This is a genomic window from Nostoc commune NIES-4072, from assembly GCF_003113895.1.
GTDB classification, from domain to species: domain Bacteria; phylum Cyanobacteriota; class Cyanobacteriia; order Cyanobacteriales; family Nostocaceae; genus Nostoc; species Nostoc commune.
Map to the genome: position 1 here is coordinate 5,637,655 of NZ_BDUD01000001.1, position 15,121 is coordinate 5,652,775.

Annotated in this window: 15 protein-coding genes and 1 pseudogene; 7 read left to right on the plus strand and 9 right to left on the minus strand. The window is 40.2% G+C overall.

All coding sequences use genetic code 11. From position 1 onward, the window contains the following. Nucleotides 1-58: 58 nt before the first annotated feature. A pseudogene (locus CDC33_RS25110) lies at nt 59-703 on the minus strand (RNA-guided endonuclease InsQ/TnpB family protein); the annotation flags it as partial. A 256-nt stretch (nt 704-959) separates the two neighbouring features. Between CDC33_RS25110 and CDC33_RS25115 the strand changes: the two are divergent. Then, on the plus strand, nt 960-1,184 hold the full coding sequence (locus tag CDC33_RS25115; RefSeq protein ID WP_229484255.1) for a hypothetical protein: 225 nt from the start codon (nt 960-962) through the stop codon (nt 1,182-1,184). After that, nucleotides 1,184-1,621, plus strand: coding sequence for a putative toxin-antitoxin system toxin component, PIN family (locus CDC33_RS25120; protein ID WP_109011222.1), 438 nt, complete (start codon nt 1,184-1,186; stop codon nt 1,619-1,621). The genes CDC33_RS25115 and CDC33_RS25120 overlap by 1 nt, the downstream gene beginning before the upstream one ends. A gap of 441 nt (nt 1,622-2,062) precedes the next feature. On the opposite strand, the gene CDC33_RS25125 is transcribed toward CDC33_RS25120, so the two are convergent. Next, nucleotides 2,063-3,928 carry a DUF1565 domain-containing protein gene (locus CDC33_RS25125; RefSeq protein ID WP_109011223.1) on the minus strand — a complete coding sequence of 622 codons (1,866 nt, stop codon included), beginning with the start codon at nt 3,926-3,928 and terminating at the stop codon, nt 2,063-2,065. An 821-nt stretch (nt 3,929-4,749) separates the two neighbouring features. Here CDC33_RS25125 and CDC33_RS25130 point away from each other — a divergent pair. Next, entirely contained in the window at nt 4,750-5,865 is a 1,116-nt protein-coding gene (locus tag CDC33_RS25130; protein ID WP_109011224.1) for a thiamine phosphate synthase, read from the plus strand. Nucleotides 5,866-5,968: 103 nt separating this feature from the next. Next, nucleotides 5,969-6,181, plus strand: coding sequence for a sulfur carrier protein ThiS (gene thiS, locus CDC33_RS25135; protein WP_109011225.1), 213 nt, complete (start codon nt 5,969-5,971; stop codon nt 6,179-6,181). 17 nt (nt 6,182-6,198) lie between these two features. Here thiS and CDC33_RS25140 read toward each other — a convergent pair whose 3' ends face one another. From CDC33_RS25140 to CDC33_RS39085, 3 genes are all read right to left on the minus strand, one after another. Continuing rightward, complete coding sequence (locus CDC33_RS25140) at nt 6,199-7,464, minus strand: IS701 family transposase (protein WP_109009247.1); 1,266 nt, start codon at nt 7,462-7,464, stop codon at nt 6,199-6,201. Between the two features lie 78 nt (nt 7,465-7,542). Then, on the minus strand, nt 7,543-7,692 hold the full coding sequence (locus CDC33_RS39080; RefSeq protein ID WP_181374126.1) for a hypothetical protein: 150 nt from the start codon (nt 7,690-7,692) through the stop codon (nt 7,543-7,545). A 24-nt stretch (nt 7,693-7,716) separates the two neighbouring features. Beyond that, on the minus strand, nt 7,717-7,920 hold the full coding sequence (locus CDC33_RS39085; RefSeq protein ID WP_181374127.1) for a hypothetical protein: 204 nt from the start codon (nt 7,918-7,920) through the stop codon (nt 7,717-7,719). 923 nt (nt 7,921-8,843) lie between these two features. Between CDC33_RS39085 and CDC33_RS25150 the strand changes: the two genes are divergently transcribed. Beyond that, entirely contained in the window at nt 8,844-9,239 is a 396-nt protein-coding gene (locus CDC33_RS25150; protein WP_109011226.1) for a hypothetical protein, read from the plus strand. A gap of 354 nt (nt 9,240-9,593) precedes the next feature. On the opposite strand, the gene CDC33_RS25160 is transcribed toward CDC33_RS25150, so the two are convergent. Beyond that, entirely contained in the window at nt 9,594-10,811 is a 1,218-nt protein-coding gene (locus CDC33_RS25160) for a glycosyltransferase family 4 protein (RefSeq protein WP_109011228.1), read from the minus strand. Between the two features lie 1,040 nt (nt 10,812-11,851). Here CDC33_RS25160 and CDC33_RS25165 point away from each other — a divergent pair. Further along, nucleotides 11,852-12,835, plus strand: a complete 984-nt coding sequence (locus CDC33_RS25165) for a DUF1517 domain-containing protein (protein WP_109011229.1) — start codon at nt 11,852-11,854, stop codon at nt 12,833-12,835. 331 nt (nt 12,836-13,166) lie between these two features. Beyond that, nucleotides 13,167-13,547 carry a calcium-binding protein gene (locus CDC33_RS25170; RefSeq protein WP_109011230.1) on the plus strand — a complete coding sequence of 127 codons (381 nt, stop codon included), beginning with the start codon at nt 13,167-13,169 and terminating at the stop codon, nt 13,545-13,547. A gap of 3 nt (nt 13,548-13,550) precedes the next feature. Here CDC33_RS25170 and CDC33_RS25175 read toward each other — a convergent pair whose 3' ends face one another. The 3 genes from CDC33_RS25175 to CDC33_RS25185 are packed head-to-tail and all read right to left on the minus strand — an operon-like array spanning nt 13,551 to nt 15,039. Further along, nucleotides 13,551-14,111, minus strand: a complete 561-nt coding sequence (locus CDC33_RS25175; protein ID WP_109011231.1) for a sugar O-acetyltransferase — start codon at nt 14,109-14,111, stop codon at nt 13,551-13,553. 37 nt (nt 14,112-14,148) lie between these two features. Continuing rightward, nucleotides 14,149-14,598, minus strand: coding sequence for a hypothetical protein (locus tag CDC33_RS25180; RefSeq protein ID WP_109011232.1), 450 nt, complete (start codon nt 14,596-14,598; stop codon nt 14,149-14,151). A gap of 60 nt (nt 14,599-14,658) precedes the next feature. Further along, the gene (locus tag CDC33_RS25185) at nt 14,659-15,039 is read right to left on the minus strand and encodes a hypothetical protein (RefSeq protein WP_109011233.1); all 381 of its coding nucleotides are present in this window, start codon (nt 15,037-15,039) and stop codon (nt 14,659-14,661) included. Nucleotides 15,040-15,121: the final 82 nt, after the last annotated feature.

Sequence of the window (15,121 nt, forward strand, 5' to 3'; positions counted from 1 at the left end):
AATGCGTTGGTGGCGGGTCTAAATCCCCCACCATACGCTTTCAGGACTGATAACTGATAACTGATTTAATAGCTTTTTTGCGCCGATTACTCCCTTTCTTACGGCGTGAGATACGTTTTTGAATAGCCCGTAATCGCTTCTGAGATTTCCGGTAATGCTGAGGGATTGAAACAACATCACCCTCGGAAGTTGTCAAAAACTCTTTTAAACCGAGATCAATACCTGTAATTGAGTCTGCATTGAAATCAGGTTTAATATTTGGTACTGTCGTATCTTCAAGGCTTAAAGTTAAATAATATCCATCAGCTTTTTTGGTAACAGATGCAGTTTTAATTTTAAAGCCATCTGGAATAGGACGATGCTTTAGGACTTTAACTATGCCGAACATGGGCAAAGTAATTAGATTGCCTTGCAAACATCCATCCTTCATCTGTGGATATGTGAACGTGCGATAACGGTCGCGTGACTTAAACCGAGGTCGTCCACTTCGTTTTCCATTACTATCACCTTTAAGAAAACGGTCAAAAGTTACCTTAACTCGTTTGACTATATCTTGTAGTACCTGCGAGTAAATTTCGCCGTACCAAGGATGAGTCTTTTTAAGCTGCGGTAGCGTTTTCTTTTGTGAGTAATAGTCTGGGTTATCGCGCAATTCTGGTATGTGGCAGACAAGAGGGCAAGCGTTAATCGGTGAACGATTGCGCGCTTTTTAGCAATTTTTGCGTAAGTCCTATAATGCTATATCTCTAAACAAGCGATCGCTCTCTCAAGTCGATTGATTTCATTTTGACCCGCGATCGCCAATGACAATCAAAAAAAGGAATAAAAAGGATCTGACCTTCATATTTGCCAGACTGACTGCAACAAACGAATAAATACAAGTCGTCAATTCTCCTTGGGAATGATAGCGATCGCACAAACGCACTAAAATTTAAGAAACCATCATGATGGGTACTGACATGGTATCGATCCCAATTACTTTGGAACAACTCATTACGGCGGTACAACAGTTGCAGCCAGACGAACGAGCAAAAGTCGCTAGAGCCTTGATTCAAATAGATTTACGTTCAGATTTGACGGCTTTAATTCAAGAACTTTATGCCGAACCCCCCGTGAATGAGATTACAGACGATGAAATCAGGGCTGAAATTAAAGCTGTGCGTCAGCAATCCCAGCAGGTCTAATGTTGCGAGTGGTCATCGACACCAACATTTGGATTCGTATTTTGCTGAAAGGGCGAGTTACATTGCCGATTTTGGCAGCATTTAATGAGGATAAATTCCAGTTGGTAATGAGTCAACCCCTCATGGAAGAACTCCATCTTGTTTGGAATCGCCCCCGTTTAAGAGAGCGGATTGACTCTAGTCAGGCGATTCGCCTAGAACAACAGTTGCAGTACCGCGCCTTATGGGTTGAGTTGAAAACTGTTCCGCCTAATTGTCGAGATCCCAAAGATTTACCTGTGTTGGCTACAGCGATTGATGGCAAAGCGGAGATTATCGTATCTGGGGATGATGACTTGCGGGCTGATGATGACTTGAGAGCGGTAATGGCAAGCTATGGCATTCAGTTATTGGGTGTTCATTCTTTCCTGAAATATCTAGATGAAGGTGATGGATAAAGGATGCTTTCCCCCCATCGCTCCCTAAAACAAGAACGCGATCGCTAATTCAACTTATGCCTAAGGGCGATGGCTATAATTCTCCTTGGGGCTGATAGCGATCGCGCAAGCGCTGCCTAAGATTAGCTAAATTATACTGCTGGACAAATTGATTTCGCTGTTGTTGAGCTTTTTGGCGACGCTGCTCTAGGTAATTGTCGATTTCTTGGCGATGGGTGAGATAGTATGCGATCGCTGCGTATATCTCCCCTAAACAGAGTTTACTTTACCCGTTAAAGAGCGATCGCGCTTACATCAAAATTCAAAATTAAGGCAAAAAGGGAACTTTTAACAGGGATTAGGGATTAGGGAAGAGTTTTCTCAATGCCCAATGCCCAATGCCCAATGCCCAATGCCCAATGCCCAATGCCCAATTCCCAATTCCCAATGCCCAATTCCCAATTAATTCAACGGCTCCATAATGGCTCTTAAACCGTTAGTATAGAGTGTTTTGAGCATTTCTTTAGCGTTATATTCACTGCTAAATACTCCTGCTTGCATAACTTTTTGACCTTGCCAAACTGTGGGAAACGCACCAGGAGCAAGGAATCGCACTAAATCTTGATCTTTATTAGTTGCTAATGGCACTACTACGCGATAACGTACACCAAATTGCTTTGCAGAGTTACCACGATATGGAATACTTGCAGAACTTGTTTGGATATTGCGACTATTAGCAATAGGGATATTGCGGTCAGGAAGTGGTAAAAGTGCGGAAGCACCTGGAGCAGAAGTTTCTTGTGTTGGTAATGGCTGCTGTGCAACTGAATTGGATGGGTACTCAGGAGCAGTAAACTCAATCGTCTTAGGCTCAATCCGCACATAATTTAACTGTGGTGTATCAGGTGGTTGTGCTGGACTGGGAGTTGCAACTTGAGTATTAGCTGGTATTTGTTTAGCTGACAAGCTGCTAGGAGTAGGAAAACCCGCAATAGAGGTGGGTTGCTGTTGATTGGATATAGGGGTAGAAAGCGGCACATTGGCTGGCAACGATGGCAGCAGTTGACTGTTTAATTTTGTAGGAACAGGATTATTTGCTGAAATGCTGTTGTTGGTTTGCCTATTAGTAGTTTCAGAGATTTCGGGAGCCGAGAAGGTGATTTCCCCGCTTGGTGGTATTTCTCGTAACACATTGTTGACAGCAGGTTGAGGGTTTTGGGTTGCAAGTGCCGTTGTACCGTTCATATCTACTTTACCAGTGATGCGACTACTCACAAGGTTGTTACCAGCAGCAGAGATCACCTGTTTAGCAGCGCTGGCGTTAATGTCGTAGCGGGCATTGTTTTGAAATTGATTACCCCCAGGTTCGGATGCGTTGCCTAAATCTGGCATTGCTTGAGCGATCGCAACTAAACCATCTTCTTTATTATCTTGAATAATATTATTCCGTAAAATCGGGCGGGCATTTGCTTGCACCACAATTCCCGATCTATTGTTTTGAATTTGATTCCCTATGACTACAGGAGTGGCATTTTGGGCAATATTGATGCCAAAACCCGTTTCGTGAAAGATATTTTCCTTCACTTGCGGACTGGAGTTACCAGCAATAGTGATGCCATTGGCTCCATTGCGATCAAAAGAATTTTTACTAATAGTAGGTGCAGCATTACCACAGACAGAAATACCATCTTGGGTACTACCAGTAAATGTATTTTCTGCGATTACCGGATTACTTGATTCAACCCATAAACCGTAACCACGGCGGTTTGGGTTTGTTACAGTCACCCCGGTAAGTAAGGTTTGGTTTGCTCCAACAATTGCGATATTTTGGCCGCCAAAGCTTCGGCTCAGGTAATCACCACCTCCCTGAATTACAATATCTTTTCCTTGATTGCTAGGGTTGCCTTGAATTGAAACACCAGGTTTCAATATTAAGGGAAATTCTTCTCCTGTTTCGGCGCTATAAGTGCCCGTGGAGAGCATAATTACAGTATTCGCCTTAGCTAATCGTAAAGCTTGGGTAATGGTTTTCACAGGAGCGGATTCGCTGCCATTGCCTGTGTCATCTCCACTATTGGGGTTGACAAACAGCACGTTCTGAGAATTTGTTTTCTCAACCAGAGGTGCTGAAACTGGTGTCAATGGCATCTGAGCGATGCCTCCGGCGAGCTCCGCTAACGCGCTACCCAGGAACGCCGCTCCCATGCCTACGGTAAAAGATAATACTGATAAACTAAAAAATAAAAGCCTTGCTGATTTCAGAAACTTAAGCTTCGCAAGCATAATATCTACCCTATGGTACTTAGGAAACACATGATGGTGAATCATATTTAACACAACTCCTCGGAAGTAACCATATATTCTTATACTCTCTAAGAGTATTATGTCGATAATATTACCCACATATTGACCGAGTGGCGATTGATTTTTAAGACAGGGTAATAAATGATATTGTGTCTGTTCAACAATACTTTGTCTTTTAGGATACGCTACGCGATCGCCAAAATTCCCTCACTTTAAAATTTGTTGACTATCAGTGAGGCTATATACAGGATTACTATTTGATTTTTGAACGGAATTAGGTATTGTAGAGTGTGTTAGAACGAAGTTCGTAACGCACTATTATCAAGGGTTTGATGCCGTACTCTCTGTGCTAACACATCCTACAGATATTTTCTCCAAATCAAACCGGATTCCTATATACTGTAAGCTTCAATAATTGGTTCAAATGATATTTTGGGCGAGAAAGCGCTCTATTTCAAAGTTAAGATTTAGTGTATAAATGCTCTCTAAATAATGTCCATCCAGTCTCAAATTTAATTTGCTCATTGTGGATTTTCCAGTGTATCTGCCTGGGTAGTACGCCACAGCGTAAATAGAGCAACCATTTAAAATCTCTAAAAAGCCGATTCTATAATACTTTTGAATGCGTGAGTTTTGAATGCGTGACTTCCGCCTTGCGGTACTAGTCCTTTGTAAGCTTGTCGTTTAGCCTAAAATACTTGACTAACGTTAGTGCGAAACTGTAGCCTCAAACTACCCTTATCACTGCCTATAAGAACGTGGGATAATTTTCCGTAACCCTCACTAACACGTTGTTTTGCGTATATTCTGCAAAAATTGAGTAAAAAAAAGCAAATTAATTAACTATGGTTACTAGGATATATGAGAATTCACAGTTCGATGAAAGCACTAATGGGGTTGTTGTAATGGTCGAGCCATACAGCCAAAAAGAGCAAATTCAACAAGTTGTTTACCGCATTTTAGATGCCAATTTAGATCGCGCTCGTGAGGGCTTGCGAATTATTGAAGAATGGTGTCGATTTGGGTTGAATAATGCCCAGTTGGCTCTTGAATGTAAGCGGCTGCGGCAAGAGGTTGCTAAGTGGCATACCCCAGAATTGCGGGCGGCGCGAGATACACCAGGCGATCCTGGAACTGAGTTAACCCATCCTCAAGAAGAACAACGAGCTAGTATCAAATCGGTGTTGCAAGCTAACTTTTGCCGTATAGAAGAAGCATTACGGGTGTTGGAAGAATACAGCAAGCTTTATCAGCCAAATATGGCTAAAGCTTGTAAGCAGATGCGCTATGAAGTTTATACCCTAGAAAGTAGTTTAATGGGTCATCAGCGTCATCAATTGTTATGGCGATCGCGTTTGTATCTTGTTACTTCCCCACATGAAAGTTTGTTGAACAACGTCGAAGCTGCACTAAAAGGTGGATTAACGCTTTTACAATATCGTGACAAAACCGCCGATGATTCTTTGCGTCTGGAACAAGCCAGAAAACTTCGGCAATTATGCCATATCTACGGTGCTTTGTTCATTGTTAATGATCGCGTCGATGTAGCTTTAGCTGTCGATGCAGATGGGGTGCATCTGGGACAACAAGATATGCCTATTGCTGTTGCTCGGCAATTACTTGGTTCGCAGCGTTTAATAGGTCTTTCCACCACAAATAAAGAAGAAATGCAAGCAGCAATTGCAGAAGGTGTAGATTACATTGGCGTGGGGCCAGTTTATGAAACTCCTACGAAACTAGGTAAGGTAGCAACAGGTTTAGAATATGTCAGCTATGCTGCCAAAAATTGCTCAATTCCCTGGTTTGCCATTGGGGGAATAGATGCCAATAATATCAATGATGTGATCGATGCCGGAGCCGAACGTGTAGCAGTGGTGCGATCGCTCATGCAAGCCGAACAGCCTACCCTAGTAACTCAATATTTGCTCTCCCAACTCAATCGCATTAAACCAGAACTTTAAAAGAGTCATTAGTCATTAGTCATTAGTCATTTGTTATTTGCCCAAAGTGAGTAACCAATACCCAATTCCCAATGCCCAATTCCCAATGCCCGACACACATATTATGTCTAATGAGATTACCATTCAGGTAAATGGGGAAACCCATAACTGTTCGTTTCAAACTTCTTTACCTGACTTGCTCCAACAGTTGGGTTTTAACCCTCGCTTGGTGGCTGTGGAGTATAACGGCGAAATTTTACACCGCCAGTTTTGGCCACAAACAAAAGTGCAACCAGGCGATCGCTTAGAAGTGGTAACTATTGTTGGTGGTGGTTAGTGGGACTTAAACAAAAATTAAGCCCAAATGTAGCCTAAACTAGCTTTATAAGCGGCAAATACGTCACGGTTATGGGTTAACCAATCAAAAAAACGATAAGACATAGCTGTTCTAAAGGCTTCCAATGCTTCAGTAAAGGTGTTCAAAGGTTTGTTTGCCCACCTGCGTCTCAACCCTCCTGTCATTTGATGCCAAAGAATAAAAGTATAGGCACAGAAAACCAAGATAAAATGTCGAAGTAGACTTCTTTTATCCCGAACTTGATATTCTTTTAGCCCCAGCCATCCCTTAGCTTCTCTATAAAAAACTTCAACCCAATTTCTTTGAGAATAGGTATTAACTATCCATTCTGGTGTGACAGTTGATGTAGAAACATTGGTGATAAAATAATCAATATCAGTGGCTTCAGAGAAAGTCGAAGCGTTCATGACGATGGCAATATTTCGCTTTCCTTTCAGTTGTGATATCTCTATTTCTCTAGTTACTACCCATACTATTCTAGGTTTATCCAAATTTAATTGGATTTCTGTGAAAGCTTCTTTAGGTAAGCTCTGTGCTAATTCATCTATCCTAATTGTTTGTTGAATATTTTCTGATATATTAATAGTTATTTTTCGATTTTTAGCTACTCCTCCTAAGTATTTTAATTGTCTCTTTTCTAACTCTAATAAAAAGGATGTATTGTTGCCATATCCAGCATCTATAATTACAATTCCTGGTTGATATTTCCGTTCTATAGTTCTGTCTATTAACTTAATTGCTAGTTCAGTTTTTTTCTCAAATTCTGAATCTTGTTTACCTTCTGGTAAAGAATTCGCGTGCTGATATAACTCTATATCTAATGGCAAGCTTTTTCGTCCATCATATAAATGAGTTGTTACCACTACTATGCCATTATCTGTTTTGCCGATTTCTCCAATGTACTGCCTTCCCACTCCATCAGTAAAATTACCGCTTTTTCTGTGACCAGAATCATCAATTATTAAGCTAAATCCTCGACTAATTCTGGTTTGACTACACTGGTTCATAATCTCTAATCGAAGTTCATTGATCTTGGAGTCAGACCAAGGTGCTTCAGTTAAAAAGTGGTGCAATTGATGGTATTCAACTCCTATCGCATTCAAAGCGAGTTGAGACAGGTTTTTTCTCTCGCTTTCCCCCAATAATCCCCCTAAATAGTGCCTAAAACCTCTTTTTTGGGCTTTATGAGTAAACGCTTCATCAAAGCGATGACACCATTTTTCAAAACACGGGGGCATGGCTGCGGGAGTTGTTTCTTTCATTGGGTCTTACTTCAACGTAAAAGCTATGCTAGCAAAGCATTATACTCTATTTTTTCCTTCTATTTTGTTTAAGTCCCGTTAGTTAATTTGAGCCAGCAAGCCCAAATCCTTGAGGCTACGTCGTGTAATTTCGATGCGGGCGGGTGCATCCTCTGCTTTATCCATATCAAGGGTTGTTGCATGAGGATTGTGTTCATAAAAGCGGTTATTTTTTGAGTCGTAAATCAATATTGAGCCTTCACGCCCGAATTCTTAAAAGTGTCGCCCCAAATTTGGTGTTTTAACAGCGATCGTTGCTGGAGGTTCAGATGAGCTTGAAGCAGGTTGAGCTACAACATACATTGCCCCAAAAGTAATCACACTCAATACAGCAAGGCATACAATAACTGTAAATATAACAGCTTGCGTTCGGTAACGCCGAAGAGATGACCACATACTAAACAAGATATTTTTCATTGCATATTTCATGGAATCACCAGCAAGATTCTACACTGCAATATTGCTCATTTTCAAAGCTATTGATTATACAATTTAACTTGAAAAATTATACAAATAAGTTGGTAATGGCATGGCAATGCCATGCCATTATAATAAATATATATACAGGATTACTATTTGATTTTTGAACGGAATTAGGTATTGTAGAGTGTGTTAGAACGAAGTTCGTAACGCACTATTATCAAGGGTTTGATGCCGTACTCTCTGTGCTAACACATCCTACAGATATTTTCTCCAAATCAAACCGGATTCCTATAGCAGTCCTAAATCATTCGTGAATAATAAGCTCTCCGACTTCTCAAAGAAGTCGGAGAGTTAAACCTCTGGATTTTCACAACTCATTTGGGATTGCTATATCAAGGTTTTCGTGAATTAGTATTGTAGGTTATTTATCAATAGCACTTGTATTAATCTTACACAGAGGCGCAGAGAAAAGCGATAATTGCTTTGGCAGGCTGCTGGATTCTCACCAGAATTAGTTAAAGCAACATGTAAAATTTCTCAAAATACTCTCATCAAATAAAATTTAAAACTTATTTTAGCATTAGTGTGCGGAGGCGACTCTGCTTATATAGAAGCGATTTCTAGCCGCCTATATTATTTTTTTTAGAGAGTTATTAAACAGGTTTAAGGTGCTTGACAAAATTCTTGTAGCTTGGCAAAATTATCAATAATAATACAAAATTCAGAATTCAAAATTCAAAATTTAGAATCAATTAGTAAAGGATTCAAAACCGTTACTTTCTACTAAAGCACCAAATTTTTATGTTGGTGTGGGGCTTCAAACCGTTTATTGAGCTACCAGTGACACAGAATTAAATTTGTGAATTCTGACGACTGAATTATGTTTTATTAACTGAAGTATTTTTTGGAACACCATAATGCTGAAAACAACTTCTCAAACAGAAAAAGATTCTTTTTCTATTAGATTTGATGACCTTGACGAAGGTTCATTATCTGAACTAAGCTCTGACGAAGCCTCTGAAATTACTGGAGGTTTTCAAGTTCTCAATGATTCAGGTGAGACGAGAGCTTTTTATAATTTTGGAGCGTCCGTACTGGCAGAACGCCAAGTTTTACAACCTGGAGAAACTGGTGATTATGATGGAGAATATATTTTATATAATTCTTCAAGAACTTCATTTCAACCAAGATTGTCACGGAGACTTGCTTCAGATGACTTCGTAAGTTTTCGTCGGCAGGGAAATAATACCATAGTTCTTAATACTACTGGAATTGTCACTCTTGCCAGCACGCCAGCAGGGTCTGAATTTTAAGATTGGCTGCGCCCTTGTGGTTTCATAACTTGTCGGCGTAGCGCTTCCCATTCTCTCCAGGACTGTGGGAGGAGGCAAGGAAAGCTCGCCTCCTCCCCCTCTATTTGATTATCACTTCCCTTAGCGTACTTTGCGGTAGCCTGCGGCAAGCCTCTGCGAGTCTGCGTTTTCTTATTTATATTTTCACGAATCAAGTAGGACTGCTATATGGCTATAGCGGAAGTTTGCCTATCATTAAAAATTTGTTTGAGCAAATTGTCTGGTTAATTGACATGATAGCTGGATTTAACCCGTGCTTTAGTGACATTAGCTTTTGGCATTCGCTCAACGTGAATTCATTTTGCAAAATCGCGTTTATCCCTCTGATTTGTAAAGCGATCGATGAAGAGTTCTACGCTTGGCTAATTCTTTACCTTTACGGCCAAATTGCTCACGTAGTTGCTGATCTTTACACAACCGATTGAAAGCTTGAAACACTTCATAACCCGAATTGGGATTAACTAGTATTCCATTCTCTTCATGCTGAACTGTGTCTAGAACACCGCCTAAGCGAGGAGCAATTACAGGCTTACCGAAGTAACTCGCTTCTAAATAAACCATACCAAAACCCTCCATATTATTAGCTTTAGTATCCAATAAAGTCAGCATGGCAAATATATCGCAAGCAGCATAATAACCTGCTAATTCTCGCTCAGGCACATATCCGGCAAAGTGGACGCGCTTATCTACCCGCAAACGATGCGCCAGAGATTTTAGTTCCGATTCACTTGACCCTTGACCGCAGATTATATAGTGGACATCGACCCCAAAAGTTAGCAATAGTGGAATGTTATCAATTACTCGGTCGAAGCCTTTATGCTTTACTAGCCTCCCGATGGAGAGAATAACTATTGCTGATTCGGAAATGTTGTACGCCTGACGCACACGAACACGTAAATCATCAAGGCTACTGGGACTTGCTACATTATTGCCAAATTTTTCTGGTCTGATTACTGGGTTAATGACGTGGGTAGGAGTATCTAATCGGAAAGCAGTTCTAAGGTAGTCTCTTGTATGAGAACTGTTACAAACAATGCCTTCGGCGCGTTTGAGTGTTAATTTAAATAGCGATCGCAGCACGGGATTGTGTAAAGTACAATGAAGATCATTGCCGTGCAGATAGATAAAAAAGCGAATTGGTAAGAAATAACTCAATAGCAATAGCGAAGGGAAATCATAGCCGTGGCCCCACTCTATATAACGGTAGTGATAGCGAAAATAAAGTCTGATTGCTAAGACAAATGAGCAGACGATATTCACCCAAGGCTTCAGGATATTTCCCACAAAGCCACTACGCCAATATCTAGGATAAAACCAGCGATATACAGGAAACTGTTGACTTTGATCAAATACTTTGTCTCCTGAGCAACTAGCCGCCAGCACAATAACTCGTTCTGGATCTTGGAGACAGCGATTATAGATATATTCCCCAATTACAGCTTCTTTCGGCAGAAAAATCCGGGATATGACTAAGATATCTGGGTATGCAGCTTTGTCTCTAATTTCGGCTGTTAGTTGAGAAATATGTTCCATAATAAAGCTGATAACTTTACTTCAAATAATTTTTAGTTTATTTACAATTAGGGTTATTTTCAAAGCCTTAATTCTTATTTTATTTCTTTTAAAACGAATGTGGTAGACAAATTTGAAGCCGATTTTACAAAATTAGCCAGGAAGATTGTTTTTTTATTGTGTTGATTTTATTTTTGCTCCAAATTTCTCACTACTTGAGAATTTCTGTGCATGATGAACAATAAATAAAAGCTAACACTTATAACTTAATTGCCAAGTGAAGAACTGTTGCGAAAATTACTAGATTTGGCTCAATTCACATATAATATTTTGAATTTTCTAGGATATTGTGCCAAAATGCCAAAAATTTGGATAAGTATTTGAGAGCTATCTGGTGTCTGTATAGATTTACTGATAAGGATTACGGGCACTTTCTAGTCTTTTGTACAGCCGTAAATTCAAGGATGCTAAGTGTAGTAAATAGCACTTGCATTTTAATAATATTTTTTCACCTTGTGAGTAAATAAGTAGCGTGAAGTATTAAACCAATTCGCAATTCGCAATTCGCAATTACGTTTTGTGACGGGGATTTAGACCCCGACACAAAACGTGCTGCCTATCTTGCTGGGGACTTAAACCCCCAAAGTTCGTTAAAAAATTAATCAAAATAATTATTAAAAATTAAAAGCATCTGTATAATTCCAGACTGTAGCCTGAAAGTGGTAGTCCAAAATGTAGCAACAATCGTCCGTAGACATCGCAAATTTATCGAGGAAGACAGTTATTGCATAGGGCAGTTCGAGCTTACGGAAAACTGCCCCCTGTTCCCTTAAAGTAATTGTGAACATATCTTAAGGTACGGTTCCCCAGTCGAGAAATCCCCCCTGCGATCGCTGCCTACCCAACAGAAGACGCGGTAGATTAAATATGTAGCCTTTAAAAGTAAATGCTACGTGTGCTACAAAGCAAGCTTTTACGGGCTGGCGTTAACGACAGATTGAAAAACTCCTACCAGCATGGAGAGAAATCATAAATAATTCAGTTTTCCAAGCGATTGTATTATGCGTAAAAAACTACAACAAACCATCAAACCACTGTTAAAAAGCTTGTTAGCGCTAGGACTTGTGTTAACTTTGGCTCTTAGCCACGCCGATGGAGCATTAGCGGCCCGCAGTGGGGGTCGAATCGGTGGTGGCTCCTTTAGAGTACCTTCGAGCCGCACCTATACACCGCGCACATACTCACCTCCTGGCGGAGGCGGATACTATCCTGGTGGTGGTTTTGGTGGTGGTTTTGGCTTTCCCTTCCTACTTCCTTTCTGGGGTATTGGGGGAGGATTTGGTGGTCTATTTAGCATCTTAATTTTCTTTGCGATCGCTAATTTCTTATTGCAAACTTTCCGCCGCGTCTCTGGCGGTGAAACACCAGAAGCAGATTACACCAGTAACTCTCCGGTTTCTGTGACTCGTTTGCAAGTAGGTTTGCTAGCTCAAGCCCGTGAATTGCAAAATGAACTCAACCACATTGCTGAAACTGCTGATACCAACACCCCAGAGGGGAGAGCAGAAGTTTTACAAGAAGCCAGCCTAGCTTTACTCCGCCATCCTGAATACTTTGTGTATGCAGGTGGTGGTACTCAACAAGCCAGTTTAAATTCAGCTGAAAGTCAGTTTAATCGGCTGTCATTGGCAGAACGTAGCAAGTTTAGCGAAGAAACTATTTCTAACGTCAACAATCAGCTAAGAGGGGCCCTTGCCAAAGATGCTTTACCTCCGGCTGGTGAACTCGACAACCCCACCCGCCTATTTACCGAAGGCCCTGGTGAATACATTATCGTCACCTTGCTGGCGGCGACTTTAGGTAAGTTTGAAATTCCCACAGCGATTAACAGTGCTGATGATTTGCGTCAAGCTTTGCGCCAAATTGGTAGTATCCCCAGTGAGAAACTTCTAGCAATTGAAGTTCTTTGGACTCCGCAAGCTGAAAATGATACCCTAACATCTGATGATGTACTGGCAAATTATCCTGATTTGAGACTTGTTTAATTTCTAAAAAATTTCGCGCTTTAGTGCAAAGAAAGAACTTGGCATCTTGGCGCAACGAATAAGTTACCCTTTGAGGTCAATAATTAGAAAACCGTTTGTCAATGACAAGCGGTTTTTTGTATAACTTAGATATGGAAGGAATTACGCACTGAAAAGTGAAACCTAGATCCTTTAATCCCCTTTAGAAAGGCGAGAACCCTAAAAGTCCCCTTCTTAACGATGTTGGGGTATCTCTGATACCTAAGTCTTATATACTTAATTTTAGAAAAATTATTCTTAGCCAAGACTTTGGTAGTATTATCAAAATGCATTATACGTAAAGTGTTATCTTATGCCTAGTGTTGAAGCCGACGAAAACCGAGAGCATCGCATTAAAACAGAGATCATTGTAGATGCTGAAGATAAAGAAGACCGGGCCATGGGTTGGTACTATTACCTCGAAGAGGTTCTGAATTTTCCCTTTATGGCTAAATGGACTAAGAAGGGACGCAAATCAGGTTCTACCGAGGAGAAACCAGTGGAAGTGCTGGGAATGGCCCCAGATGATGAGTGCTTGAAAGATATGCTTGTAGAAGTGGCTTACATTAATGGTAAAGATGATGATGTATATTCTGCAAAGTTATCTGAAATAGCAGCCATTGATGCTGACAGCGAAACTGAAGAAGCGATCGCAGATTGGCTCTATTGGATTGCCAGAGGATATAAATTTTAAATTCTAGGATAAATATCGAATGACGCGGCAGGGATTGCCAGCAGCGACAACATTCTCAGGTATATCTTTGACAACTACACTGCCAGCACCAATGGTTGTGTTATCACCAATGGTTACACCTGGACAAATAATTGCACTGCCACCAATCCACACATTATTACCAATGTTAATTGGGGCAGCTAATTCTCTTCCAGAGAGACGAATTTCTGGCTCTGTTGGGTGATAAGCAGTATAAATTTGCACATAAGGAGCGCATAAGACATTTTCACCAATATGAACTGTATTGCAGTCTAAAATTACACAGCCATAGTTCATATACAATCTGTCACCAGCGAAAATATTACTGCCATAGTCACAGTGAAAGGGCGGCACAATTGATATTTTGTCACCAAGCTTTCCAAATAATTCTTGCAAAATTTGCTGCCGTTGCTCTTGCTGTTCTTCGGTTGTAGAATTGTAACTTCGCAACAGACGGCTAGCTCGCTTACTTTCGGCAGCCAATTCTGGATCATCCGCCAGATATAATTCGCCTGCAAGCATTTTCTGTTTTTCGGTTTTTTCCATGACAGACTTATGTACTTTCTCGATTGCGATCGCCCCTTTAATTTTGTAGATTAAAGGATGCTTTATTGATGAGGATATCGTTTTGAAATCTAAGTGTAACACTCCAGTATGGATTGATATCTCTTCTTTGAGATTCGTAATCAGTCAAATAAACATCTTGATCGTTCCACTGGTAAATCTTTTCATGTATTTGTCCATCAGCAGAATCGATATTGTTTTCATAAATCAAGATACCATCCCAGCCTAGAATGGAACGAACTTCATCATACGACATGCCTGTAGATATAGAGTTATATAAATTTTCCCTGATTTCAGATGACAATTTTATCTGTTTAATCTGTATAGTCTCATTACTATTTTGATTAAAGACTTTGAACATAGAGTTCATAAAGAAGGTAGGCATCTGAGTAATAGAAGAAACTTTATGGGAATAGATAAACGCAATCCATGCTAATAAAGCAACAGCTAACAAGATTAAATATTTCATAAAAAAAGGGTGGAATAACCACCCGACAATTTTCTCCAATAATATCAAGTAGGGTAATAACTAACGAATCCCTGCACTGCTTTCGTGGGTGCTAGTGTATGAATTCATAATAGTATTGATTGTACCCCATACTCTAGTTGTCATCTTTTCGTGAAAACTACCATTTAGTTCAGAACCACCATTATAAACAGTAAAATCTTTAAAATATTCTCCGACTTTACCATTGTTGTATTCGGCTTCAACCATACCATCAATATAAATCTTGTCAGATGAAGAACTGTAATCTTGAGTACGATTTGAATTGGTTACAGTATCAATGTTGAAATTAGTCTGTGTTCTGCCCCCCTTAATTGTCCACTGGTTCAAAACAAAAGTCTCACCTGCTAAAGCAGGGCTAGTAAACAAAGTAGCAAGAATAGCTAAACCGAGAACTTGCTTCATTACTTTGTCCTGATTATAAATTAGTTGCCTTTGTCACAGAAACTAATCTCGCCAAAGGAACTAAAAGAAGTTCCAGGGTGGA